The sequence below is a fragment of the Polaromonas sp. P1_F1 genome (assembly GCF_056405795.1).
Window position 1 is genome coordinate 70,484 of record NZ_JBFUBJ010000002.1, and the last position, 22,440, is coordinate 92,923.

24 protein-coding genes are annotated in these 22,440 nt (G+C 60.7%); 16 read left to right on the forward strand and 8 right to left on the reverse strand.

The genetic code is table 11. The annotated features are described in order from the left end of the window. Positions 1-23 precede the first annotated feature (23 nt). The gene (gabT, locus tag AC1DZE_RS06515; protein ID WP_477699893.1) at positions 24-1,316 is read right to left on the reverse strand and encodes a 4-aminobutyrate--2-oxoglutarate transaminase; all 1,293 of its coding nucleotides are present in this window, start codon (positions 1,314-1,316) and stop codon (positions 24-26) included. Between the two features lie 200 nt (positions 1,317-1,516). Between gabT and AC1DZE_RS06520 the strand changes: the two genes are divergently transcribed. After that, positions 1,517-2,932, forward strand: a complete 1,416-nt coding sequence (locus AC1DZE_RS06520; protein ID WP_477699894.1) for an aminotransferase-like domain-containing protein — start codon at positions 1,517-1,519, stop codon at positions 2,930-2,932. A 93-nt stretch (positions 2,933-3,025) separates the two neighbouring features. Next, complete coding sequence (gene alaS / locus AC1DZE_RS06525) at positions 3,026-5,686, forward strand: alanine--tRNA ligase (protein ID WP_477699895.1); 2,661 nt, start codon at positions 3,026-3,028, stop codon at positions 5,684-5,686. Positions 5,687-5,789: 103 nt separating this feature from the next. On the opposite strand, the gene egtD is transcribed toward alaS, so the two are convergent. Together egtD and AC1DZE_RS06535 are read right to left on the reverse strand one after the other, a co-directional pair. Then, positions 5,790-6,818: an L-histidine N(alpha)-methyltransferase gene (egtD, locus tag AC1DZE_RS06530; RefSeq protein ID WP_477674405.1), complete on the reverse strand. Its 1,029-nt coding sequence runs from the start codon at positions 6,816-6,818 to the stop codon at positions 5,790-5,792. 247 nt (positions 6,819-7,065) lie between these two features. Then, positions 7,066-7,572 carry an N-acetyltransferase family protein gene (locus tag AC1DZE_RS06535; RefSeq protein WP_477674404.1) on the reverse strand — a complete coding sequence of 169 codons (507 nt, stop codon included), beginning with the start codon at positions 7,570-7,572 and terminating at the stop codon, positions 7,066-7,068. 146 nt (positions 7,573-7,718) lie between these two features. Between AC1DZE_RS06535 and AC1DZE_RS06540 the strand changes: the two genes are divergently transcribed. The 9 genes from AC1DZE_RS06540 to AC1DZE_RS06580 all read left to right on the forward strand — a co-directional run bounded on the left by AC1DZE_RS06540 (position 7,719) and on the right by AC1DZE_RS06580 (position 13,946). Next, positions 7,719-8,264: a TlpA disulfide reductase family protein gene (locus AC1DZE_RS06540; RefSeq protein WP_477699896.1), complete on the forward strand. Its 546-nt coding sequence runs from the start codon at positions 7,719-7,721 to the stop codon at positions 8,262-8,264. A 142-nt stretch (positions 8,265-8,406) separates the two neighbouring features. Next, the gene (locus AC1DZE_RS06545) at positions 8,407-9,528 is read left to right on the forward strand and encodes a transglutaminase-like domain-containing protein (protein ID WP_477699897.1); all 1,122 of its coding nucleotides are present in this window, start codon (positions 8,407-8,409) and stop codon (positions 9,526-9,528) included. 323 nt (positions 9,529-9,851) lie between these two features. Then, positions 9,852-10,316: a hypothetical protein gene (locus AC1DZE_RS06550; RefSeq protein ID WP_477699898.1), complete on the forward strand. Its 465-nt coding sequence runs from the start codon at positions 9,852-9,854 to the stop codon at positions 10,314-10,316. A 94-nt stretch (positions 10,317-10,410) separates the two neighbouring features. After that, on the forward strand, positions 10,411-10,743 hold the full coding sequence (locus AC1DZE_RS06555) for a hypothetical protein (RefSeq protein WP_477674420.1): 333 nt from the start codon (positions 10,411-10,413) through the stop codon (positions 10,741-10,743). Between the two features lie 84 nt (positions 10,744-10,827). After that, positions 10,828-11,151 carry a hypothetical protein gene (locus tag AC1DZE_RS06560; RefSeq protein ID WP_477668942.1) on the forward strand — a complete coding sequence of 108 codons (324 nt, stop codon included), beginning with the start codon at positions 10,828-10,830 and terminating at the stop codon, positions 11,149-11,151. A gap of 381 nt (positions 11,152-11,532) precedes the next feature. Then, complete coding sequence (locus AC1DZE_RS06565) at positions 11,533-12,246, forward strand: hypothetical protein (RefSeq protein ID WP_477668944.1); 714 nt, start codon at positions 11,533-11,535, stop codon at positions 12,244-12,246. Positions 12,247-12,369: 123 nt separating this feature from the next. Then, a complete protein-coding gene (locus AC1DZE_RS06570) occupies positions 12,370-12,948 on the forward strand; it encodes a class I SAM-dependent methyltransferase (RefSeq protein WP_477673932.1) in 579 nt (192 codons plus the stop codon). Positions 12,949-13,118: 170 nt separating this feature from the next. After that, positions 13,119-13,493: a putative quinol monooxygenase gene (locus tag AC1DZE_RS06575; RefSeq protein ID WP_477673931.1), complete on the forward strand. Its 375-nt coding sequence runs from the start codon at positions 13,119-13,121 to the stop codon at positions 13,491-13,493. 48 nt (positions 13,494-13,541) lie between these two features. Continuing rightward, positions 13,542-13,946: a DUF5071 domain-containing protein gene (locus AC1DZE_RS06580; RefSeq protein ID WP_477673930.1), complete on the forward strand. Its 405-nt coding sequence runs from the start codon at positions 13,542-13,544 to the stop codon at positions 13,944-13,946. Positions 13,947-14,116: 170 nt separating this feature from the next. Here the strand turns inward: AC1DZE_RS06580 and AC1DZE_RS06585 are convergent, their stop codons facing one another. The 5 genes from AC1DZE_RS06585 to AC1DZE_RS06605 form a co-directional block, all read right to left on the reverse strand. Further along, positions 14,117-15,037 (reverse strand): RluA family pseudouridine synthase, encoded by a 921-nt coding sequence (locus AC1DZE_RS06585; RefSeq protein WP_477668947.1) that lies wholly within the window; start codon positions 15,035-15,037, stop codon positions 14,117-14,119. An 18-nt stretch (positions 15,038-15,055) separates the two neighbouring features. Then, positions 15,056-15,775: a tRNA (guanosine(46)-N7)-methyltransferase TrmB gene (gene trmB / locus AC1DZE_RS06590; protein WP_477668948.1), complete on the reverse strand. Its 720-nt coding sequence runs from the start codon at positions 15,773-15,775 to the stop codon at positions 15,056-15,058. Positions 15,776-15,792: 17 nt separating this feature from the next. After that, complete coding sequence (gene gluQRS, locus AC1DZE_RS06595; protein WP_477673451.1) at positions 15,793-16,773, reverse strand: tRNA glutamyl-Q(34) synthetase GluQRS; 981 nt, start codon at positions 16,771-16,773, stop codon at positions 15,793-15,795. A 112-nt stretch (positions 16,774-16,885) separates the two neighbouring features. Beyond that, positions 16,886-17,959 (reverse strand): NAD(P)/FAD-dependent oxidoreductase, encoded by a 1,074-nt coding sequence (locus tag AC1DZE_RS06600; protein ID WP_477673452.1) that lies wholly within the window; start codon positions 17,957-17,959, stop codon positions 16,886-16,888. A 179-nt stretch (positions 17,960-18,138) separates the two neighbouring features. Then, positions 18,139-19,086 (reverse strand): LysR family transcriptional regulator, encoded by a 948-nt coding sequence (locus AC1DZE_RS06605; RefSeq protein WP_477668951.1) that lies wholly within the window; start codon positions 19,084-19,086, stop codon positions 18,139-18,141. A gap of 124 nt (positions 19,087-19,210) precedes the next feature. Between AC1DZE_RS06605 and AC1DZE_RS06610 the strand changes: the two genes are divergently transcribed. The 5 genes from AC1DZE_RS06610 (at position 19,211) to AC1DZE_RS06630 (ending at position 22,401) form a co-directional block, all read left to right on the forward strand. Next, a complete protein-coding gene (locus AC1DZE_RS06610) occupies positions 19,211-19,912 on the forward strand; it encodes a pirin family protein (RefSeq protein ID WP_477668952.1) in 702 nt (233 codons plus the stop codon). Between the two features lie 126 nt (positions 19,913-20,038). Then, positions 20,039-20,434: a DoxX family protein gene (locus tag AC1DZE_RS06615; protein WP_477647720.1), complete on the forward strand. Its 396-nt coding sequence runs from the start codon at positions 20,039-20,041 to the stop codon at positions 20,432-20,434. Between the two features lie 96 nt (positions 20,435-20,530). After that, on the forward strand, positions 20,531-21,085 hold the full coding sequence (locus tag AC1DZE_RS06620; protein ID WP_477668954.1) for a flavodoxin family protein: 555 nt from the start codon (positions 20,531-20,533) through the stop codon (positions 21,083-21,085). A gap of 27 nt (positions 21,086-21,112) precedes the next feature. Continuing rightward, on the forward strand, positions 21,113-21,520 hold the full coding sequence (locus tag AC1DZE_RS06625) for an OsmC family protein (RefSeq protein ID WP_477672580.1): 408 nt from the start codon (positions 21,113-21,115) through the stop codon (positions 21,518-21,520). Further along, entirely contained in the window at positions 21,517-22,401 is an 885-nt protein-coding gene (locus AC1DZE_RS06630) for a pirin family protein (protein WP_477672579.1), read from the forward strand. Before AC1DZE_RS06625 ends, AC1DZE_RS06630 begins: the two co-directional genes overlap by 4 nt. The last annotated feature ends 39 nt before the right edge of the window (positions 22,402-22,440 follow it).

Here is a 22,440-nt window from a genome sequence, read left to right on the forward strand (position 1 = left end):
TTTTCCTGAGCTGTCCACGGAGATCAGCGCGATGCGGCGAGGCTGTCGGCCAGGATTTGCAGGCCCTCGTCCAGCAAGGCGTCTGACGCCGTGAGGGGAACCAGAATCCTGATCACGTTACCGTAGGTGCCGCATGAGAGCAATATCAATCCGCGCCGGGCGGCTTCGGTCACCACGCGTTTGGTCAGCGCCGCATCGGGGCGGGCAGGGTCCCCTTTTTCAAAGAGCTCTATGGCCACCATGGCGCCCAGGCCCCGCACGTCGCCGATAGAGGTTTCTTTTTTCGCAATCGCGTGCAGGCCTTTGACCAGATGGGCGCCCAGCGTCTTGCTGCGCTCCAGGAGTTTTTCTTTCTCAAAGGCCTTGAGCACAGCCAGCGCTGCCGCGCACCCAATGGGGCTGCCGGCGTAGGTGCCGCCCAGGCCGCCGGGGCCAGGTGCATCCATGACCTCGGCGCGGCCGACCAGGCCCGAGATCGGGAAACCGCCCGCCATGGATTTTGCGATGGCGATCAGGTCGGGCGCCACCGGCCATTGTTCACTGGCATACCAGGTACCTGTGCGGCCGGCGCCGGTCTGGACTTCATCGGCGATCAGCAGGATGCCGTGCCGGTCGGCCAGCGCCTTCAGGCGGCTGACGAACTCGGGCGGGGCAATGTAGAAGCCTCCTTCACCTTGCACCGGCTCAATGATGAAGGCTGCCACGCGCTCGGGCTCGACGTCGTTTTTGAGGATTTGTTCGACCGAATGCAGCGCCTGGTCGATGCTCACGCCGTGCAGCGCGTTGGGGTATTCGGCATGGAACACTTCGCCGGGAAAGGGGCCGAACCCCAGCTTGTAGGGCGCCACCTTGCCGGTCATGCCCAGTGTCATGTTGGTCCGGCCGTGATAGCCGCCGGTAAAGGCAATGATGCCGGGGCGCTTGGTGTAAGACCGCGCCACCTTGACTGCGTTCTCGACCGCTTCGGCGCCTGTGGTCAGCAGCAGGGTCTTTTTGGCGAAATTTCCAGGTGCCAGGGCATTGAGCTTCTCGGCCAGTTCAACGTAAGGCTCATAAGCGACGACCTGAAAGCAGGTGTGCGTGTAGAGGTCGAGCTGGGCCTTGACTGCGGCAATGACTTCGGTATGCAGGTGACCGGTGTTGAGCACGGCGATGCCGCCTGCGAAGTCAATATAGCGGCGGCCTTCAACGTCCCATAGTTCGGCTTTTTTTGCCCGGCTAACGAAAATTTCGTGGGCCTGGCCTACGCCGCGTGTCACGGCGGCTTGGCGGCGCGCCATCAGGGCGGCGTTGCTGGAAGTCTGGTTTGGCTGCATGGTGGAGGTGATTTCCGGAATTTCTGGGTTGACTGGGTTGAGGAAGGAGTTGGGTGGACTTTAGAAGTCGGGGCAAGGCCCGTCCATGTACACCGCCGCGCTGTTTTCGACACACTGTGCGGGTCTAGAATCCTGTACATGGATTCCCCAACCCGGTGCACGGGCATTGCGATGCACAATCTGCCCTTTTTGGTTTTTTGATGCTCACACTTCGCCCGGAACTGCAGACCCCCCTTGTGAGCCAGATCGTCGACGGCCTGCGGGGCATGATTGCCGGGCAAGCGCTGAAACCGGGCGTCAAGCTGCCGTCCATCCGCGGTTTTGCCGCCATGCACGGCGTCAGCGTCTTCACGGTGGTAGAGGCGTACGACCGCCTTGTGGCCCAGGGGTGGCTTGTTTCCCGAGCCAATGCCGGGTTTTTCGTCAAGCGCAGGGGCGATGATGGTGCATCGGGGGTGCCGTACGCGCAGCCCCCGCAACCTAAATTTGACGCCCGCTGGTACCTCAAGCAGATTTTTGAAAACCGCAACCTGCCGATGAAGCCCGGTTGTGGCTGGTTGCCGCACGATTTCCTGTTCGGGGACGCGCTCCGCCGCAGCATGCGGCACCTGTCGGTGGACGGTTCCTCTCTTGAGGGTTACGGCCTGCCTTATGGACATATGGCCCTTCGCATGGTGATTGCGGAGGCGCTCACCGAAAGCCAGATATCGGTCGAGGTCGACCAGGTGCTGCTGACGCAAGGCTCCAGCCAGGCGCTGGACCTGGTGGCCCGGCAACTGGTCAAACCGGGCGACACCGTGCTGGTCGATAGCCCCGGTTATCCCAACCTGATGTTCATGCTGCGTTTTCTGGGCGCCAACCTTGTGGGGGTGCCGCGCACCCCTACCGGGTACGACCTGGCTGCGCTGGAGGCGCTGCTGGCGGTGCACAAGCCCAAGGCCTTCTTCACGCAGCCGCGCCTGCAGAGCCCGACCTGCTCGATTGCCTCGGCGGCCCATCTGCACCGCTTGCTGCAACTGGCCGAGGCGCACGACTTCACGCTGGTGGAAAACGATATTTACGCCGACATGGACCCGGTCTCGCGGTCCACGCTGGCAAGCCTGGACCAGCTGCAGCGTGTGGTCTACATCGGCAGCTATTCCAAAACAATTTCCCCCAATTTGCGCGTGGGCTACCTGCTGGCACGAGGCGAGCTGATCGAGGACCTGGCGCAGCTCAAGATGATTTCGGGCCTCACCTCGTCCGATATCGCCGAACGGCTGACTTTCGGGGTGGTCACCGACGGCCGCTGGCGCAAGCACCTCAAGTCGCTTCGGGAGAAGCTGGCTGCAGCGCACCGCAAGACCGAAAAGAACCTGACCGGCCTGGGGTTTGAGCTTTTCCATGAGCCAGGGGCCGGCATGTACCTGTGGGCCCGGCACCCGGACCTTCCCGATGGGGCCGTCCTGTCCAAAGAGGCTACGCCCGAGGGCATCATGCTGGGCCCGGGACAATTGTTTCTGCTGGAGCCCCATCCGACGGGTTGGCTCCGCTTTAACGTGGCTTTCAGCGACGATGAGCGCATATGGCGCTTTTTGTCCCACCGCATTGATCTCGGCCGGCAGACAGCCCAATAAAGCGGGGGTATCCCCCTCAAACCTATAATCAAAGGCTTAGCCAAAGCGGGTGAGCCCGAGGGCGCCGCCTTGCCAAAACCACTATTGCAGACCATGAGCCATCCCACTTCCTCGTCAGCCTCCACGTCAGCTTCAACGCCCGTATTCACCGTCTCGGACATTCGCAAGACATTTCTCGATTTCTTCGCGTCCAAGGGCCACACCGTGGTGCCGTCCAGCTCGCTGGTGCCGGGCAATGACCCGACGCTGATGTTCACCAACTCGGGCATGGTGCAGTTCAAGGATGTGTTCCTCGGCACCGACAAGCGCCCCTACGTGCGCGCAGCGTCGGTACAGGCCTGCCTGCGCGCCGGCGGCAAGCACAACGACCTGGAAAACGTGGGCTACACCGCGCGCCACCACACCTTTTTCGAGATGCTGGGCAACTGGAGCTTCGGCGACTACTTCAAGCGCGAATCGCTCAAATGGGCCTGGGAGCTGCTGACCGAGGTTTACAAGCTGCCGCCCGAACGCCTGCTGGCCACGGTGTATGAAGAGGACGATGAGGCCTACGACATCTGGACGAAAGAAATCGGATTGCCGCCTGAGCGCGTGATCCGCATCGGCGACAACAAGGGCGGCCGCTACAAGTCCGACAACTTCTGGATGATGGCCGACACCGGCCCCTGCGGCCCGTGCAGCGAAATCTTTTACGACCACGGCGACCACATCCCCGGCGGCCCGCCCGGCAGCCCCGACGAAGACGGCGACCGCTTCATCGAAATCTGGAACAACGTGTTCATGCAGTTCGACATGGCCGCCGACGGCAGCGTCACCAAGCTGCCCGCGCCTTGTGTGGACACCGGCATGGGCCTGGAGCGCCTGGCCGCCATCCTGCAGCACGTGCACAGCAACTATGAAATTGACATCTTTGCCGAGCTGATCAAGGCGGCATCACGCGAGACTGGCGAAAAAGACCTGGGCAACAAGAGCCTGTTTGTCATTGCCGACCACATCCGCGCCACAGCGTTCCTGGTGAGTGACGGCGTCAACCCGTCCAACGAAGGCCGGGGTTACGTGCAGCGCCGCATCATCCGCCGCGCGATCCGCCACGGCTACAAGCTGGGCAAGAAGACGCCGTTCTTCCACAAGCTGGTGGCTGACCTGGCCCGCCTGATGGGTGATGCCTATCCCAAGCTCAAGGCCGACGAAGCCCGCATCACGTCCGTGCTGAAAGCCGAAGAAGAGCGCTTCTTCGAAACGCTGGAAATCGGCATGACGATTCTGGACACCGCTTTGGCCGGTGGTGCCAAGGTGCTGCCGGGTGACGTGGCCTTCAAGCTGCACGACACCTACGGCTTCCCGCTGGACTTGTCGGCCGACGTGTGCCGCGAACGCGGTGTGGAAGTTGATGAAGCCGGCTTCAAGGCGGCCATGGACAAGCAGAAGAACCAGGCACGCGCCGCCGGCAAGTTCAAGATGGACCGTGCGCTGGAATATTCCGGCGAAGGCCACGCTTTCACCGGCTACGAATTGCTCGAAGAGCCCGCCAAAGTCGTCGCGCTGTATGCCGACGGTGTGGCCGTGCAGGCACTCAATGCAGGCCAAAGCGGCGTGGTGGTGCTGAGCACGACACCGTTCTACGCCGAAAGCGGCGGCCAGGTCGGTGACCAGGGCCGGCTCACGGCTGCCGGCTCCACCTTCACGGTGGACGATACGCTCAAGATCAAGGCCGATGTGTTCGGCCACCATGGCACGCAGGAAGAGGGTACGCTGAAAGTCGGCGACACCGTGACCGCGCAGGTCAACACCGCGCTGCGCGCCGCAACCGTGCGCAACCACAGCGCCACCCACCTGATGCACAAGGCCCTGCGTGAAGTGCTGGGTGATCACGTGCAGCAAAAGGGTTCACTCGTGAATGCCGAGCGCACGCGTTTTGACTTTGCGCATAACGCGCCTGTTACTGACGCGCAGATCCGCGAGATCGAGGCGCGCGTCAATGCCGAAATTTTGTCCAACGTGGCCACCGATGCCAGCGTGATGGCCATGGAAGATGCCCAGAAGTCCGGCGCGATGATGCTCTTCGGTGAAAAGTACGGTGAGACCGTGCGCGTGCTGACGATTGGCTCCAGCAAGGAGCTCTGTGGTGGTGTTCACGTCAAACGCACCGGTGATATCGGCCTGTTCAAGATCGTGGCCGAGAGCGGTGTGGCGGCGGGCGTGCGACGTGTGGAAGCCGTCACCGGCGAAAACGCGCTGGCCTACTTGCAGACGCTCGAATCCACGGTAGAAGCCGCGGCCGGCTCGCTCAAGGCCAGCCCGTCCGAGTTGCAGGGCCGCATCAGCCAGGTGCTGGACCAGGTCAAATCGCTGGAGAAAGAAATCGCCGCGCTCAAAGGCAAACTGGCTTCGTCACAAGGCGACGAGCTGGTCACGCAGGCTGTCGACGTCAAGGGCCTTAAGGTGCTGGCCGCGAAGCTGGAAGGCGCCGATGCCAAGACGCTGCGCGACACCATGGACAAGCTGAAAGACAAGCTCAAGACCGCCGTCATCGTGCTGGCCGCCGTCGATGGCGACAAGGTGCAGATCGCCGCGGGCGTGACCGCCGACAGCGTGGGCAAGGTCAAGGCCGGTGAACTGGTGAACTTTGTGGCCCAGCAGGTGGGCGGCAAGGGCGGAGGCAAGGCCGACATGGCCATGGCCGGCGGCACCGATGCGTCCAAGCTCGGTGATGCACTGAAGTCGGTGCAGGCCTGGGTGACCGAGCGCGCCTGAGGCGGTCCGTCAAAGCGCTATTAATTTGATAGCTGCTCGCGCAAGGTAGTAAAGGGCTGGAGGCCAATTTCGTTCAGGAAATTGGCCTTTTTTCATTGCTTTTTCACTCAATAGCGGCCCAGAACACCGCAAACCAGCTTTGCGGGTCGGTCCAGTAGCGAACCTGCCCGAATCCGGCCTGCCGCAGCAGCGCCGTCATGCTTTCCAAGGTGTACTTGTAAGAGCATTCGGTGTGGATGCGCTCGCCGGCGCCAAAGCGCCGCGCATGCCCAGGCCAGCGCACCGTAAGGTCCGACAAGGCTTCCAGGTGCATTTCGATGCGCGACTCCGCGGCATTGAAGAGCGCCACATGGTGCCACTGGCGAACATCAAAATCCGCCTGCAGGAGCTCGTTGACGTTGAGCAGCAGGTTTTTGTTGAAGGCAGCGGTCACGCCCAGCGCGTCGTCATAAGCCGCTTCCAGCCGTGCGGTGTCCTTCACCAGGTCAATGCCCAGCAGCAGGCCGCGCGCCTTGCCTTGCGCCGGGTCGGCGATGTGCTGCAAGAACCGCAGGGCCTGCGCCGGATGAAAGTTGCCCAGGCTGGAGCCGGGGTAGAAAAACACCCGTTCCTGGCTTTGCACTTCGCGCGGCAATACCAGGCCGGACGAAAAATCCATGCCCAGGCCGACGATGTCGAGCGCGGGGAAGCTGTTTTGCACCTGCGCGGCGGCATCCCGCAAAAATTCCACCGAGATGTCGACCGGCACATATTGCCGCGGCTGAAGATGCGGAATGAGCGCTGCAGCTTTGGCGCAATTGCCGGCGCCCAGGTCGATCAGGCAGGCGTTGTGGATGCCGTTCGCGCTCAGCGTGGCGGCGATCTGCGGGTAAGACGCCGCAAATATGGCGGCCTCGGTGCGGGTTGGGTAGTACTCCTCCAGGCCCGTAATGGCCTCGAAAAGTTTGGAGCCCAGCTCGTTGTAAAAGAATTTGGGGCTGATGGTGGCCGTGGGCTCAAGCAAACCCTCTTCCAGCTCCTGCGCCACATTTTGGGTCTGGCCCGATTGCGACTCGTTGTAGAGGTTAATGAACTGCGGCGATGCCGTTGGCAGGGCCTCAGCCAGGCCGGGAAATTTGAGGGGCAGGTTCACGTTGGGTCAGCCAGTTAAGTGATATCGACAGATTTAAAAGCAGATAGCGAAACGCCTTTGTAGGACTGAACCGCTTTGGGCGCAAGCGGCGCCGGCCAAATGCTGTCCTATATAGGGTTCTTTTTTGGATCGCCCGCTGGGCTGAGCGGGGTCAATCACCGCCATCTGTACTTCCTGTGTCACTTGGTCGCTGAATGCTGCCATTTCTTACAAAAAGCCGGGTCTGCACCGATATTGCACGACCGGCTCAGGGCGTTGGCTGAACCTGGCTTGTGTCCCCCAGAGCGAAGTGCTGCAAGGTGTCACCGGTCATGCGGTAGCGCACCCATTCAGCTTGCGGCTTGGCGCCCAGCGACTGGTAAAACTGGATGGCCGGCTCGTTCCAGTCCAGCACGCTCCATTCGAGCCGCCCGCAGCCGCTGTCAAAAGCCAGCCGGGCCAGGTGGCGCAACAGCCGCTTGCCGGCGCCGCTACCCCGGTGTTGGGGCGATACGTACAAATCCTCCAGGTACATGCCTTTGCGTCCCAGCCAGGTGGAGTAGCTGAGAAAGTACACCGCAAAGCCCACTGGCTGGCCGTCTATCTCGCAGATGAGGGCCCGCGCAGGTGTCCCGGCCTCAAACAGGCTGCGCTCAATGTCGGCGACGCTCGCGATGACCTCGTGCTCAGCTTTTTCATAGATGGCCAGTTCCACGATGAAGGCGTGAATCACTGCGGCGTCGCTGGCTTGTGCATTCCGGATATGGATGTTCATGAAGTTCCCGTGATTTGTGTGAAGGCGCCGGCTGGCGCATGCAGCGGATGCTATACGGTCCCTAAAATGCAGGCAGTGCATGTTCTTGCAGCGATAGAAGTTGTCCACCCCATTTACCCCTCAACCTGCGTACCAACACCAGGCCCATGCCGACCCCGTTTATTTCCCGCCGCCATTTCCTGCTGCAGACAGTCACCGCCGGCTCAGGGGCGGCCGTGCTTCCCGCAATGTCGCAGGGGCTGACCGGCCCGGCTTATGAAGTGGCTCCCTGGGCTGGTCCATTGGCAGCGTTCTCGCTGGTGGACACAACCGGAAAGACCTGGCGCCCGGCTGATTTGCGCGGCCGTGCCGTGCTGTTGAATTTCTGGGCCAGCTGGTGCGAGCCCTGCCGCGCTGAAATGCCGACGCTGCAGCAGATTGCCGACCTCTACGGCGATGACAAACTGCTGGTGCTGGCCATCAATTTCAAGGAGCCGGCGGCGCGTGCGCTGCAGTTCGCCAAGACCACCGGGGTAACACTGCCGGTGCTGCTGGACCTGGATGGCAAAGTTGCCCGGGGCTGGGGTGTGAAGGTTTTTCCGACAACCTTGATGATTGACCGCAGCGGCCGGCCGCGCCAGCGCGTGACAGGCGAGGTCGACTGGACCAGCCCGGCCGCCGAAAAGCTGATTGCCGGCTTGCTCAAGCCCTGAATCTGTCTCGGCACGGCACCGGCGATAATCCAGGGCCAGCCCTTGCGCTGCCTTTGCGGGCTGTGTGGGCTGTCAGACATCCCGGAGCATCTTTACCTGCCCCGGTGCACGTCGCACTCACACCCACCCGGAGATACCTTTCATGTCGACCGTACGCCGCACTTTCCTCAAGAACACCGCAGCCGCCGCCGTGGCTGCTGCATTGCCAACCATCAACTTTGCCCAGACGCCCGCCGCCGCGCCCAGCCGCAGCAACTTTGCACCCCAAAGCGGCGCCTGGCGAACTTTCGACGTGACCACGCGTGTGGACATCGCCAAACCCCAAGGCGTGACCAAGGTGTGGCTGCCGATCCCCTCGGTCAACAGCGACTACCAGCACTCGCTGGAAAACGGCTTTTCGAGCAACGGCACCGCCAAGCTCATGCAGGACGGTCAGGACGGCGCGAAGATGCTGTATGTGGAGTTTGCGGCCACTGAAACAAAGCCCTATGTGGAGCTGACCAGCCGCGTGCAGACGCAAGGCCGTGCCATGGACTGGTCACAGAAAACCGCCCCAGCCGAAAGCGCCGACACGCTGCGTTACTTCACGCGTCCCACAGTCCTCATCCCGACCGACGGCATTGTGCGCAAGACAGCGCTGGCCGCCACCCAGGGTGCCAAAACCGATGTCGAAAAGGCGCAAAAACTCTACGACTGGATCGTGGCCAACACCTACCGCGAACCCAAGGTACGCGGTTGCGGCGAAGGCGACATCAAGACCATGCTGGAAACCGGCAACCTGGGCGGCAAGTGTGCCGACCTGAATGCGCTGTTCGTGGGCCTGTGCCGCTCGGTGGGCCTGCCGGCACGTGACGTGTACGGCATTCGCCTGGTGCCTTCAGCCTTTGGCTATAAGGAGCTCTCGGGCAATCCGACCAGCCTGAAGGGCGCGCAGCATTGCCGCTCGGAGGTCTACCTCAAGGGCTACGGCTGGGTGGCGATGGACCCTGCCGACGTGGCCAAGGTCATGCGCCTGGAAACGGCCGAATGGATCAAGACCACCGCCAACCCGGTGGTGGCTCCTGTGAACAAGGCGCTGTTTGGCGGCTGGGAAGGCAACTGGATGGCCTACAACACTGCGCATGATGTCACGCTGCCCAAGGCCAGCGGCGAGAAGCTCGGCTTCTTCATGTACCCCGTGGCTGAAAATGCGGCCGGCCGTTTTGACTCCTACGCACCGGATGATTTCAAGTATCAAATCACTGCAAAAGAGGTCAGGGCCTGAGCATCACGCGGCGTGCAGCCTTAAAAGGGTTGAAGATGCAGGAAACAATGGGACTGCGGAGCCGGCGGTTTTAAGGACGGCTTGCTCAGAGCGCTTTCATCGTTTGGATCATGTCGTCAACTTGCTCAATGCAAAAAGCTGGGTGAAACTGGACGGAAAATTTGCGGGGTTTCACGGAATTTTTATAACTGTATAAATTTACTGTTTGTGGGCTTGAAACCCAGCATGCAAGCGGCTTACAGGGGTTTTAGATGTCCAGATTAGATTGCAAGCGCCAGGTTATACCGCAGGTTTTGCGGCATACATTACGTTAAGTCTCACATATGTCACGCACTGACAAGCTCTCGAAGTTGGTCGCACTCTATGACGATCTGCACAGCGAACTCGCGACCGTAGAAGATGAGCGTACCCTGCAGCTATGCGAGAGCTGGAAAAAAGCTCGACCGATTTACGCTGAGCCTACCGGGGAACACCCGAGGTCCGCGCTTGCAACAGGCATGGAACAGGGCTTGCGAGAGACACCCATGCTGTTGAAATCGTTACCACCTGCGATGCGGGCGCATGCTGCAAAGGCGCTCGACCGTGCGATCGCTATCCATTACCCTGAATTCTCTGCTAAGGAGGAAGCGCGGCTGGAGAAAATCAAGGCGCGCGGACGGATACGAGGGGAAAATGAGTTCTACTTGGCGCGTCACCAAGTGGATGTCTTGGAAGGAAATGCGCAGCGAAGGGAAGAGATCGAGAAGTGGTACGCCTTGGTTGACGAATTTGAGGCGCGGGGTATATGAGACTTAACATTTCGCTCGGCACGGACACGCAGCTGCAGAATGCCGCTTCGCGGCGCATGCTGCGTGCCGGGCAGCTTCGACGTTAGATTTTCAAATGTACGCGCTCACGGTTTTAGTATTTCTGGTCCTGCCTGTTGGTATGGCGTCATTTCTTCTCTGGCGCGCCTATCAGATGGGAGTCAAAGGCCGCGTTGAACTTACACATCAATGGATTGCGCGCCCGCCTGAAGGCATTGAAGCATTTGCGCGATGGTTTGCTTGGCGCGACTTAACGTTTGGAGCGGGCCTGTTGGCTTGCCTGATGGTGCTACTGGCTTTGCCCCAATACTTTGCCGCTTGGATACCTCTCATGGCACTATTCGGTTTCATACATCAAGGATTCACTGGCTATGCACTTCACAAGCTCAGGAAAAGAAATTCAATCTAACAGGGTGCTCGACGCGGACATGCAGCAGCAGGTTGCCGCTTCGCGGCGCATGCTGCGCGCCGGGCAGCGCCAACGTTAGACCTCATGGACTCCATCGCACATCGACTCACGAAGCTATCGCTCTGGGGCTTGCCGCTTTTATGGCTTGCTCTAGCCGTGTTTGTATGGCTTCGTCACTCATGGCTTGCTGGTGCTTGCTTCGCCATAGCTGGCCTCAGCGGTTTGCTCTGGAACTTATTCTTTTTGCCGGTCGGCGTTGGTCGTCCCGCTGAAATCTGGCGCGCAGTGGTCTTCGTCGAATATGACGAAGCTCCTTTGGGTCACGTTCTTTCGGTATACCTCCCGCTGCTTTCAAAGCTGTCTCTTGTGGCCGCAGTTTCCATGCTTGCTTTCAAGCGTGCGGTTTAATCCATCATTCCAGCGGACCGCCATTGGCGGCCGCTGAATTCAAACGTCAGGTCGCATAAGAACAGCCGCCCATGTCCAAGGCCATTCATTTCATTGGCGCACTTTTCGCGATGGGGCTCGTCTGGTTTTTTGCCCTCGTGGGCTTGGTCGAGTGGCTAGCACCGGGCATTGTGTCGGGTTATGGCTTTGTCGCAATGCTCGCCACTTGTCTGCTACTTGCCGGATACCCCGCATGGAGGCTCTTTGTCCAGCGACGTCCTTAGCAGGGTTCCGCGGTCTAACAGGTCGCTCGATACGGAAAACGTCGCGGCGCATTGCCACTGCGTGCCGGCCAACTCCAATGTCAGGTTTCATTAAATTTTTAAACGCTATGCCCACGACATGATCCACTTAACTCGAACAACCATCGCACTATTCTTTATCTCGATTCTTCCATTGCAATTATCTGCAGCAGAGGCGAGTTTGACTCCCGGTGAAAGAGTTATCGCCGTAGCCTCCGTTCAGCCGGTAGAGAAGTTTTCAATTGAAAATGCGCCAAACGGCCTGGATATTATCTTTCCCGGCCCGGCCTTCTTCGTGAAAAAGGGGGTTGAAAAGAATCGAATCAACGAACTTAAGGCGGCGCTGGAAAAGCAGGCCTTCAACGTACAAGAGGAACTTGCATCTGCCACTTTGAGTGCTTTGAAGGAGGCCAACCAAAGCGCCATACCGGGAGATGGAATCAAATATGAAAAGGACGACCCAACTTCGATTGACTACAAAAATAGCGCAATCACCGCGGACAGCATACTGACAGTGACCATATCGAATATGGGACTTTATTCCAGTCGGCTAAAGACGACGTTCGCACCCAGATTGAATATCTCGTTTGAACTCGTAGACATAAAGACAGAAGATTCGATCTATTCGCAATCCATCAGTTATGGTGCAGACGCCAACAAGAATTCGGATGACGAGATCACCGCCAACGCGAATTACACGTTCGCATCGTTCGAGGATGCCCTCAGTAGAGCGGGGGAGCTGGTTGAGGCGTACCGAGATGGAATCAAGAGGACGGCGCAACTCGCTGCTCAACAAATCAAAAGGGCGCATTAGGCGGCACGACCGGCGGATGTAAGTCAATTACGCTTTTCGCACGCCCATGAAAAACCTACCCCATCATTCCTGCGGACTGCCTGCGGCAACCGTTCACCTCAAACATTAGGAATCAAGGAACACATGCTCCACGACCCGTGGCTTGGCCGATGGCTTCCGATGCTCCAGGAGTCCGTTGGCTCACAGCCGGTGCTTGAGATCGGCTGTGGAACGGGCGCAGACACGTCCACCTTGGTCGGTGCCGGCCTTTCTGTTCTCGCCTTCGATCTTTCCGCCACCTCTGTCGCCGCTGCGAGGCTCCGGGCACCTCAGGCACGCATCTCATGCCAGGACATCAGGGATCCGTTTCCCCTCCGCTCTGGCGAAGCGGGTGCCGTTGTGGCAAGCCTCACTCTGCACTACTTTCCATGGCATGAAACCCTGGAACTTGTGAGCCGGATCAGGCAGACGCTCAAGCCGGGTGGGCTGCTCTTGTGCCGGCTGAACTCGGTCCAGGACAAGAACTTTGGAGCCACTGGGCATCCTGCCATTGAGCCCAACTACTACCTTGTTGACGGCCAGGCCAAGAGGTTCTTTGATGCGCAGGGCGTCGACGAACTGTTCGCAACCGGATGGCAGGTCTTGTCCAGGGAACACCAGACGACCAACAAGTACGTTCGCAAGAAAGCATTGTGGGAGGTCTTGGTACAACGCGGCACCTGATCCACCGTTCCAGCGGACCACCTTCGGCGGCCGCTGAACTCAAACGTTAGGCATCGCGAGGGCTCTTCGGCAACTGCAGCGCCTCATCATTGTCTCTCTGGCACCCAGGTGAGTCACTACGTGCAGAATTGGCGCGGGCACATCGCCCGTGAGAACCACAGGAAACATGAATGTTTACGCTTGACACCTGCTGCACCTTGGTGCCGTATTTCGAGGTCCAAGACGGACAACTTGACGCTTTCAAAGCTCTGGCGCAGAAGCTCGTCGCCAAGACGAGCACGGAGCCGGGTTGCCTGCACTACGCCTTCTCTTTCAGCGGCAACGTCGCCCACTGTCGCGAGGGATACGTAGACGCAGCCGCCCTGCTCGCACATCGTGAGAACGTTGCTGAATTGCTTGGCCAAGCGCTGAAGATCGCAAAGATCGTCAGGTTCGAGGTCCACGCGCCAGAAGCGGAGATCGATAAGCTTCGCGGCCCGATGGCATCGCGCAATCCACAGTTCTTCGCGCTCGAAGAAGGCATTCGCCGTAGCAGCGAGGCCTAACCCTTGAATCGAGAGGGCCGCCTTCGGCAGCCTATCATCTCAAACGTTATGCGTACTGAACTCGCCGCACTGGTGCCACGTCACAAGAGTGATCTGCAAGTCGCACGTGATGTTGCGGGTCGCAGCTTCGCCGAAGTTGAACCCATTGTTCCCGCGCTTCTAGAGTGGACCCAGGACCGCAATTGGCCGGTGGCCACGATCCTCGGTCCGTTCTTTGCGAGCGTAGGCGTACCGCTCGTCCCCTACCTGCGTCGAGTCTTCGCCACGGACGACGAAAGCTGGAAGTACGAAGTCATTGTTTCCATCATCCGGCCGTCGTCGGAGTTGTGTTCGGCCTTGTCAAAGGATCTTCGGCGCATGGTTGACAGCCCGACAGCTGCTGAGGAGAAGGAAGAAGTGAATGTCGCGGCGTCGGAAGCATTGGAATCTCTCGCCGGTGATGGCAACGCATAACATGTCAATCGACACGGACCCGCAACAGCAGAAGGCGGCTTCGCCACTTGTGTTGGTGGTCCGATCATTTTTACGTTAGTTCCCACAGAGGGCTAGTGTTTGCGGCTGTGTTTGAGCAGATGCACTGGGTCATGGCCAGCTCGGCTTGGCGGACATATGCCAAGGCCTCATCAAGGCCGCAGGCCCCGCAGCGCCAGCCGGCTTTCAAAGCGTCGTTGCTCGCCTGTTACCGGGTCCGTGAACGCAATGGACTTGGCCAGCAACTGCAGCGGATAGCGATAATCGTCTTCCGGTGTCACTTCGACCGGCGGATACATGCGGTCATTCAGCAGTGGCAGGCCGAGCGCATTCATGTGTACGCGCAGCTGGTGCTTCTTGCCCGTTACGGGATTGAGGGCATACAGCGCGTGGTCGCCGCGTACCTCGATCACATCGATCTGCGTGTGGCTGTTGGGCTCACCCGTTATTTCACGCTGCCGGAAAAAAGGTTCGTCTTCGACGATGCGGCTTTTGCGTGTGAGGGGAAAGCCAATATCGCCGCGCCATGGCGCCACGGCTTCGTAATGCTTCGTGACCTCATGCCGGCGGAACAATGACTGGTAGGCATCACGCTCCGCCGGGTTGACGGAGAACAGCACCAGGCCTGCGGTTTCACGGTCGATGCGGTGAATCGGCACCAGGCCGTCGATGCCGAGCCGGTTTTTCAGGCGCACCAGCAGGGTCTCCTGCAGGTAGTGGCCGGAGGGCGTCACAGGCAAGAAATGCGGCTTGTCGGCCACGACAAGGTGTTCGTCCTGAAACAGCACGGACTCTTCAAACGGAATGCGGGGTTCTTCGTCCAGTGCGCGGTAGTAGTACACGCGCATGTGGCCACGGTAGGGGCGTTCGGCGGTGACGGCTTCACCGAATTCATCGACCACCAGGCCGTCCTGCATGCGTTGCAACCATACCTCGCGCGAGATGGCCGGAAAGCGTTCAACAAGAAAGTCTGTGATGCTGGGCCAGCTGCCGGCCGGCAGGCCGACACAACTGGGGCTGATGCCGGCCCGCGTGGCCAAACCATGCAGCCCGAGCTTGGGTGTTTTGCTCACACCCGCGCAGCCGCAAGATCACGCACGCACAAACACGACGTCCCAGACGCCATGCCCCAGCTTGATGCCGCGGTTTTCAAATTTGGTCAATGGGCGGTAGGCTGGCTTGGGGGCATAGCCACCAGCACTGCTGTCTGCCGTATTTTTCAACAGCGGCTCGGCGCCCAGTACTTCCAGGATCTGTTCGGCATAGGGTTGCCAGTCGGTCGCGCAATGCAGGTAGCCGCCGGGCTTGAGGCGGGCCGCGAGTTTGGTGATCAGCGGTGGCTGGATCAGCCGGCGCTTGTTGTGTTTTTTCTTGTGCCAGGGGTCCGGGAAAAAGATGTGCGCGCCGTCGAGGCTGGCGCGGGGGAGCATGTCGTCAATCACTTCGACCGCATCGTGCTGCAGGATGCGGATGTTGGACAGCTTCTGTTCGTCGATGCGTTTGAGCAGGGCGCCCACGCCGGGCGTATGCACTTCGCAGCAAAGGAGGTTCTTTTCGGGCATCAGTGCGGCAATGTGCGCCGTGGCCTCGCCCATGCCAAAACCTATTTCAAGGATCGTGGGAGCGTTGCGCCCAAAGGCCTTTTCAAAATCCAGTGGTGCATCGGCATACGGCAGCAAAAACTTCGGGCCCACATCGGCAAAGGCCTTGGCCTGGCCCGCGGTGGTGCGGCCGGTGCGGCGCACAAAGCTGCGGATGTTGTGGGGAGGATGGGTGTCGGCGGGCGCGCCTTCGGGTGAGGCAGGCGGCACAGGGGGAGAGGTTTGAATCACCCTGTGATTTTAGTCGCCCAGAGCGGCACGGCCAGTTGTAGCCAGGCGGCGGGTGTCGCTGCGTTGGCTATACGCTCAACCTCCAGCCCCAGCGTTTGGCCGGCCTGGACCAGCAGCGCCAGGGGGCGGGCGGTGTCCAGCGGCTGGGCGCCGTTCTGCTTGGACAGTTTTTCGCCGTTCGGGCCCAGCACCAGCGGCGTATGCAGGTAACGCGGCAGCGGCAGGCCGAGTGCGCGCTGCAACAGGATTTGCCGTGCGGTGTTGTCGGCAAGGTCTTCGCCGCGAACGATGTCGGTGATGCCCTGGGCTGCGTCGTCTACCACTACGGCGAGCTGGTAGGCCCAGAGGCCATCCGCCCGTTTGAGGACAAAGTCGCCGACCTCACGGCTGACGTTTTGCATCTGTGTGCCCAGGCGGCGGTCATCCCAGCTGATTTCGGCCTGTGCGGCGGCCGCTGGCGTGGCATCAGTTGCTATTAAATCTATAGCTGCTCGCGCAAGTTCTGATTGGGCCAGGGCACTATTTGGCACATAATTTGGCGTCAAAAACCGCCACGCACGTGCAGCACGGCCATGCAGCCCGTTGCGGCAGGTGCCCGGGTACACCAGTTCGCCATGGCGTTCCCGCGCCTGCCCGGACGCGGCCAGTGCCCGCGCGATATCTTGTCGCGTGCACGCGCAAGGGTAGGCGAGGCCGCGGGTGATCAGTGCGTCCAGGGCATTCTGGTACAGGGCGCCGCGTTGTGACTGGTAAACCGGTGCTTCATCGGGTACCAGGCCGCAACAGGCGAGTTGTTCAAGAATGACGCGGTCTGCGCCCGGCACACAGCGCGGGGTGTCGACATCTTCGATGCGTACCAGCCAGCGGCCACGGTGCGCCCGGGCATCCAGCCAGCTGGCCAGGGCCGCTACCAGCGAACCCGCGTGAAGCGGGCCTGTGGGCGAAGGGGAAAATCTACCTTTGTAGCCCGAGGCCATAAGCAGAAGGAACTATGAGAAGGCTAACCTGGCGGCCGCCGCGCCGGGCCGCCCCAAGCAAGGCCAGCCCCCTCGGGGGGCAGCGCAGTACGCGAAGCGACAAGCGTGGGGGCTAACAAATTTCGAGGGCCATTTCAAGGCCCGAGACAAAGCCGTCTTCGACACGGTGACCCAGACACCAGTCGCCGCAGGCGCCAATGCGCGATTTGGCGTCCCAGGCGTGGGTTTTGCCCAGCGGTTGCTGCGTTTGGGCGTGGCGCCAGCGGTGCACCGCCGCGTGTGACGGCTGGGCGCGGATGCCCGTCACTTCTGTGAAGGCCTTCAGCAGCTTGGCCTTGACGCGCTCGGCATCGTCTTCCAGGTGGCGCTCCGACCATTCCGGGCTGGCCTGCACGGTCCAGCGTTCGATCGGGCTGCGCCCAGGCTTGGACGATTCCCGCGCCAGCCAGGCAATGCGGTGGTGCGTGCTGCGCGCTGCATTCCAGTGGGGCCCCAGGTGCGCCATCGTGGGCTGCATCGCCTGCGGAAAGGCCAGCATCAACGTCCAGCAGGGCGCAACGCTAACCTCGGACAGCTCGGCCACCAGGGGCTTGGCCTGTTGTGAACTGAGCAACAGGGCCTGCGCCTGCGAAGACGGCACCGCCAGAATGACGGTATCAAAACCCGAATGGACGCGGCTGTCTGCGCCGGGCCCTTCGGTTTGCAATTGCCACTGGCTGGCGTGCAGCTTGTCGGGTTCGATCCGCATGACTTCAGTTTCCAGCGCTAGCTGGCCGGCAGCATCGAGGGGCTGGGCCCACAGCCGCACCAGTGCGTTCATGCCGGGTGAGGCGACCCAGTGGGCTTCCTTGGGCGGCAGCGCCGAGGCCACGACACGGCCGAGTTCATCGAGGATGCGCACGGTGTTGGCGCTCCAGGGCCGGACCAGCCCGGTAGCGGTGGCCAGGGCTTTTTCAAAGCGCGCGTCCCGCACGGTGAAATATTGCGTGCCGTGGTCAAAACCGCCGAATTCGCTTTCGCGTGTGGCCATCCGGCCGCCGGCGCCCCGGCTTTTTTCAAACACGGTGACGCGGTGCCCGGCCTGCACCAGGGTGCGGGCACAGGCAATGCCCGCAATGCCTGCGCCTATGACGGCAATGCGGCGCGGAGCCGCGGATTCAGGGGATCGGATGGATTTTTTTGTCATATCTTTGTACTTTGTGCGGTTTGACGAATGGGCGTACTGCGGATCATTCAAGTGATTTGCGGCGTCCCGGCGTATGTCATCACATCTCAACCATAAACGAAAACTTTAAGAACCTGTTTCAAGCACACTCTACACGCAGCCGCAGCGCATGCGCAGATATTGCGTGCCACTACGGGTTTTCATGCAGACTGGTCACGCTCCAGCAGGGCTTTTCGTGTGGCGGGATTTTCCAGTTGCTTCAGCCACCACTGCAGCGCCCGCCCGCCATGGCCGTCCACGACGCGCAGCCACGCATAGCTCATGGGCACGAGGCGTGGGGCTCGCTGCATTTTTTTCTCGACCAGCCTCCCGGTGGCGACATGCGGACGCGCAAGGTATTCAGGCAAAAAGCCGCCGCCCAGGCCCCGCAGTTGGGCCTGCAGTTTTTCCTGCATGCCGGGCACCGTAAAAATGTCCTGGCCGCCGAGCAGGCCCACAGTGATGCCGCTGCCACGCTGCACGGAATCCGCCACGGCCACGGCCCGGTGGGGCATCAGCATCGCATCCGTTATCGGTTCAGCAGCTTTTGCCAGTGGGTGATGGGGCGCCACGGCATAAATGAAATGAATGCTGCCCAGTGTCTTGTGTTGCACCGAGGTATTGACGGATGGTTCCATGGCCACCCCGATGGCCAGGTCTGCCTGGCCGGAGGTAAGCGCTTCCAGCGTGCCCGACAGCGCTTCTTCGCGAATCCGCAGGCGTGTGGGTGGGTTCAGGGCAAAAAAAGCTTCGCACAGTTCCATCACGGTGGTGCGCGAGATCACGCTGTCCACAGCCAGCGTGAGCTGCGGTTCCCAGCCGGTGGCGACGCGCTTGACGCGATTGGCCACGGCGTCGAGTTCGGCCAGCAGGCGGTTGCCTTCACGCAGCAATTCCTTGCCGGCCTCGGTCAGTTTGGCCTGGCGCGAAGAGCGGTCAAACAGCAGCACATCGAGGGCATCTTCCACCTGGCGGATGCGGTAGGTGAGGGCGCTGGGAACCAGGCCCAGCTCGCGTGCCGCAGCCGCCATGCTGCCGGTCCGGTGCACGGCGCCAATCAGGCTGAGGCTCTCCGGGGTCAGGGCGTCGCGAATCCGGTTATTGGTCATTGGGGGGAATATCATTCAAATAATTTGAATGATGCCATCAAAATGCAGCAATGAAAAGTGGGCTGCCCGCGCCTACATTGGAGTCATTGCAACGCAGTTCAACGCACCTTGAAAGGAGCACCTCATGATGACTTTAAGAACATCCGGCGAACGCGGTTACGCCGATCACGGCTGGCTCAAATCTTTTCATTCCTTTTCGTTTGCCGGCTATTACGACCCGGCCCACATGGGTTTTGGCAACCTGCGGGTCATCAATGAAGACCGCATTGCCGCCGGCCGCGGCTTCGGCACCCACGGCCACAAGGACATGGAAATCATCAGCTATGTGCTGAGCGGTGAGTTGGCGCACAAGGACAGCATCGGCAACATCAAGGGCATCCCGCCCGGTGATGTGCAGCGCATGAGCGCGGGCACCGGTGTGCAGCACAGCGAGTTCAACCACGCAGACGGCCAGACCACGCATTTCCTGCAGATCTGGATCGAGCCCAATGTGACCGGCATTCCTCCCAGCTACGAGCAAAAAACATTTGCCGATGCTGAAAAGCGCGGCACGTTGCGGCTGGTGGCTTCGCCCGACGGCAGCCAGGGCTCGGTGCTGATCCATGCCAATGCCAGGCTCTATGCAGGCCTCTTCAACGGCGCGGAAACCGCCACGTTGCCGCTCGACGCGAAGCGCAAGACCTATGTGTTCCTGATTCGCGGACAGCTTGAAGTCAACGGCCAGGTGCTGAAGGCCGGCGATGCCGCTGCGCTGCAGGCAGAAGGCACACTGCAACTGGGCCACGGCCAGGACGCCGAGGTGCTGGTGTTTGACCTGGCACCGTAACGCCCGGTCACATGCCGTAACCCATCACCCAGGTCGGGCGCCGAATGCGTACAGCCGCATGGCGCTTGCCCAGAGTGTTTTTTTCCTCCATCATTTCCCCGTTTACTTTATTTATAAGGACTCGTCATGCTCAATTCCCTGCAAAACCCTCTTTCCCTGATCGGCCGCCTGCTGTTGGCCTTGCTGTTTGTGCCTGCCGGTTTTTCCAAGATTGCCGGCTTTGCAGGCACGGTGGGCTACATCTCGTCCAAGGGCGTGCCGCTGCCTGAAGTCGCAGCCGCCATTGCCATCGTGGTGGAGCTCGGCCTGGGCATCCTTCTGGCCGTGGGCTTCCAGACGCGCTGGGCCGCGCTGGCCATTGGCGTCTTCACGGTCGTCATCACCTGCATCTTCCACGCCTTCTGGACCGACCCCACGCAACAAATGATGTTCTTCAAGAACATGGCCATCGTCGGCGGCCTGTTCACCGTCGCGGCTTTCGGTGGCGGCGCCTGGAGCGTAGACGGCAAGACCAAGGGCTGACACATCAACAGGGCTGCAGCTTTGGGCATGAAGCCCTGCTGCAGCCTTTTTGTTTGCCTGCTTTAGATTTCAACCCTCTGCCGCGAAAGATACCGAATGCCCAAAGTTGTCGTGATTTACCACTCCGGCTACGGCCATACCCAGCGAATGGCGCAGTCAGTCGCCGAGGGCGCGGGCGCTGAACTGGTAGCTATTGATGCCGAAGGCAACCTGCCCGAAGGCGGCTGGGAAACCCTCGATGCCGCCACCGCCATCATCATGGGATCACCCACCTACATGGGCAGCGTCAGCTGGCAGTTCAAGAAGTTTGCCGATGCTTCCTCCAAACCCTGGTACACCCAGGCGTGGAAGGACAAGCTGTTTGCCGGCTTCACCAACAGCGCAGCCATGAGCGGTGACAAGATGTCGACGCTGAATTACCTCTTTACTTTGGCCATGCAGCATGGCGGCATCTGGGTCAGCCAGGGCGTGCTGCCCAGCAACAGCAAGGCGGCGGTGCGCAGCGACACCAACTACCTCGGCTCTTACAGTGGCGCTGTCGCACAATCGCCATCGGATGCAGGTGCCGGCGAAATGAACGCAGGCGACCTGGACAACGCCCGCAACTTCGGACGGCGCGTGGCCGGTATCGCAGCGAGATTCGCTCCCTGATTCTTTTTCTTTTTTACAGGAATTGTCATGACCGTTGAACTCAGGCGCAATCCTCCGGCGGAGCTGGCCCAGCATCTGCAAATTCGCAGCCACGCGCTGATTACCGATGCGTCACTGGCAGAAGGCGGTGACGATGCCGGCCCCTCGCCCCATGACCTCTATGACGCGGCGCTCGGCGCCTGCAAGGCTGTTACCGTGATGTGGTACGCCCGCAAGAAGGGCATTCCCGTCGACGAGATAAAGACGCGGGTTGAGCGGGACGACTCCCAGGAGCGCACCGGTGTATACAGGCTTGCCACCAAACTCCAGATCAAGGGTGCATTGACGGACGCCCAATTGCAGGAATTGCACACCGTTGCCCAGAAATGCCCGGTGCACAAGCTCATGAGCACCGTCACGACGGAAATCACGACGGACGTGGAACGGCTGACATGAGCGCTGCACTGAAACTGACCGGGCATCACAAGGACCTGGGTGGCGGATTCATGGTGCGCCGCCTGCTACCTTCTGCGCAGCAGCAATCGGTTGGCCCTTTCATTTTCTTTGACCACTTCGGCCCGGTGACTGAACACCCCGGTACCAACCATGACGTGCGGCCGCATCCGCATATCGGCCTGGCCACCGTGACCTATCTGTTCGAAGGCGCCATGATGCACCGCGACAGCATCGGCTCTGCCCAGCGCATAGAACCCGGTGCCATCAACTGGATGACGGCAGGGCGGGGCATTGTGCATTCGGAGCGCGCGCCCGACGACCTGCGTGGTACTGCATATGTAAACCACGGCTTGCAGCTGTGGGCTGCCTTGCCCGCAGAGTTTGAAGAAACAGCACCCGGTTTTTCACACACGCCTGCGGACAGCATCCCAGAGGTGTCCGTGGACGGCGCGGTGGTGCGTGTCCTGGTCGGTGAGGCATTCGGAAAAGCCTCACCCGTCAAGACTTTCTCAAAAACACTCTACCTGGATGTGGCGCTCGCGGCGGGCACGCCTTTCACGTTGCCGCCACTGGCAGCGCAGATGGCGCTGTATGCGGTGGACGCCGACCTGCTGCTGGACGGCGAGCCGCTGGCGATGCACACGCTGGCGACCCTCTTACCCGGCACAGCAGTACAGCTCAGCGCAAACACCCCGGCGCGCCTGGTGGTGATCGGTGGCGACGCACTGGATGCGCACCGCTTCATGTGGTGGAACTTTGTTTCCAGCCGCAAGGAACGCATCGTGCAGGCCGGTGAGGACTGGGCCGCCCAGGCCATGGGGCAGGTGCCCGGGGAGACCGAATTCATCCCGTTGCCCGAGCGGAAGTTCACCGCGGGCTGAGGCCCGGCAAGTCAGGCAAAAGCTTTTTGAGGGAAAGCC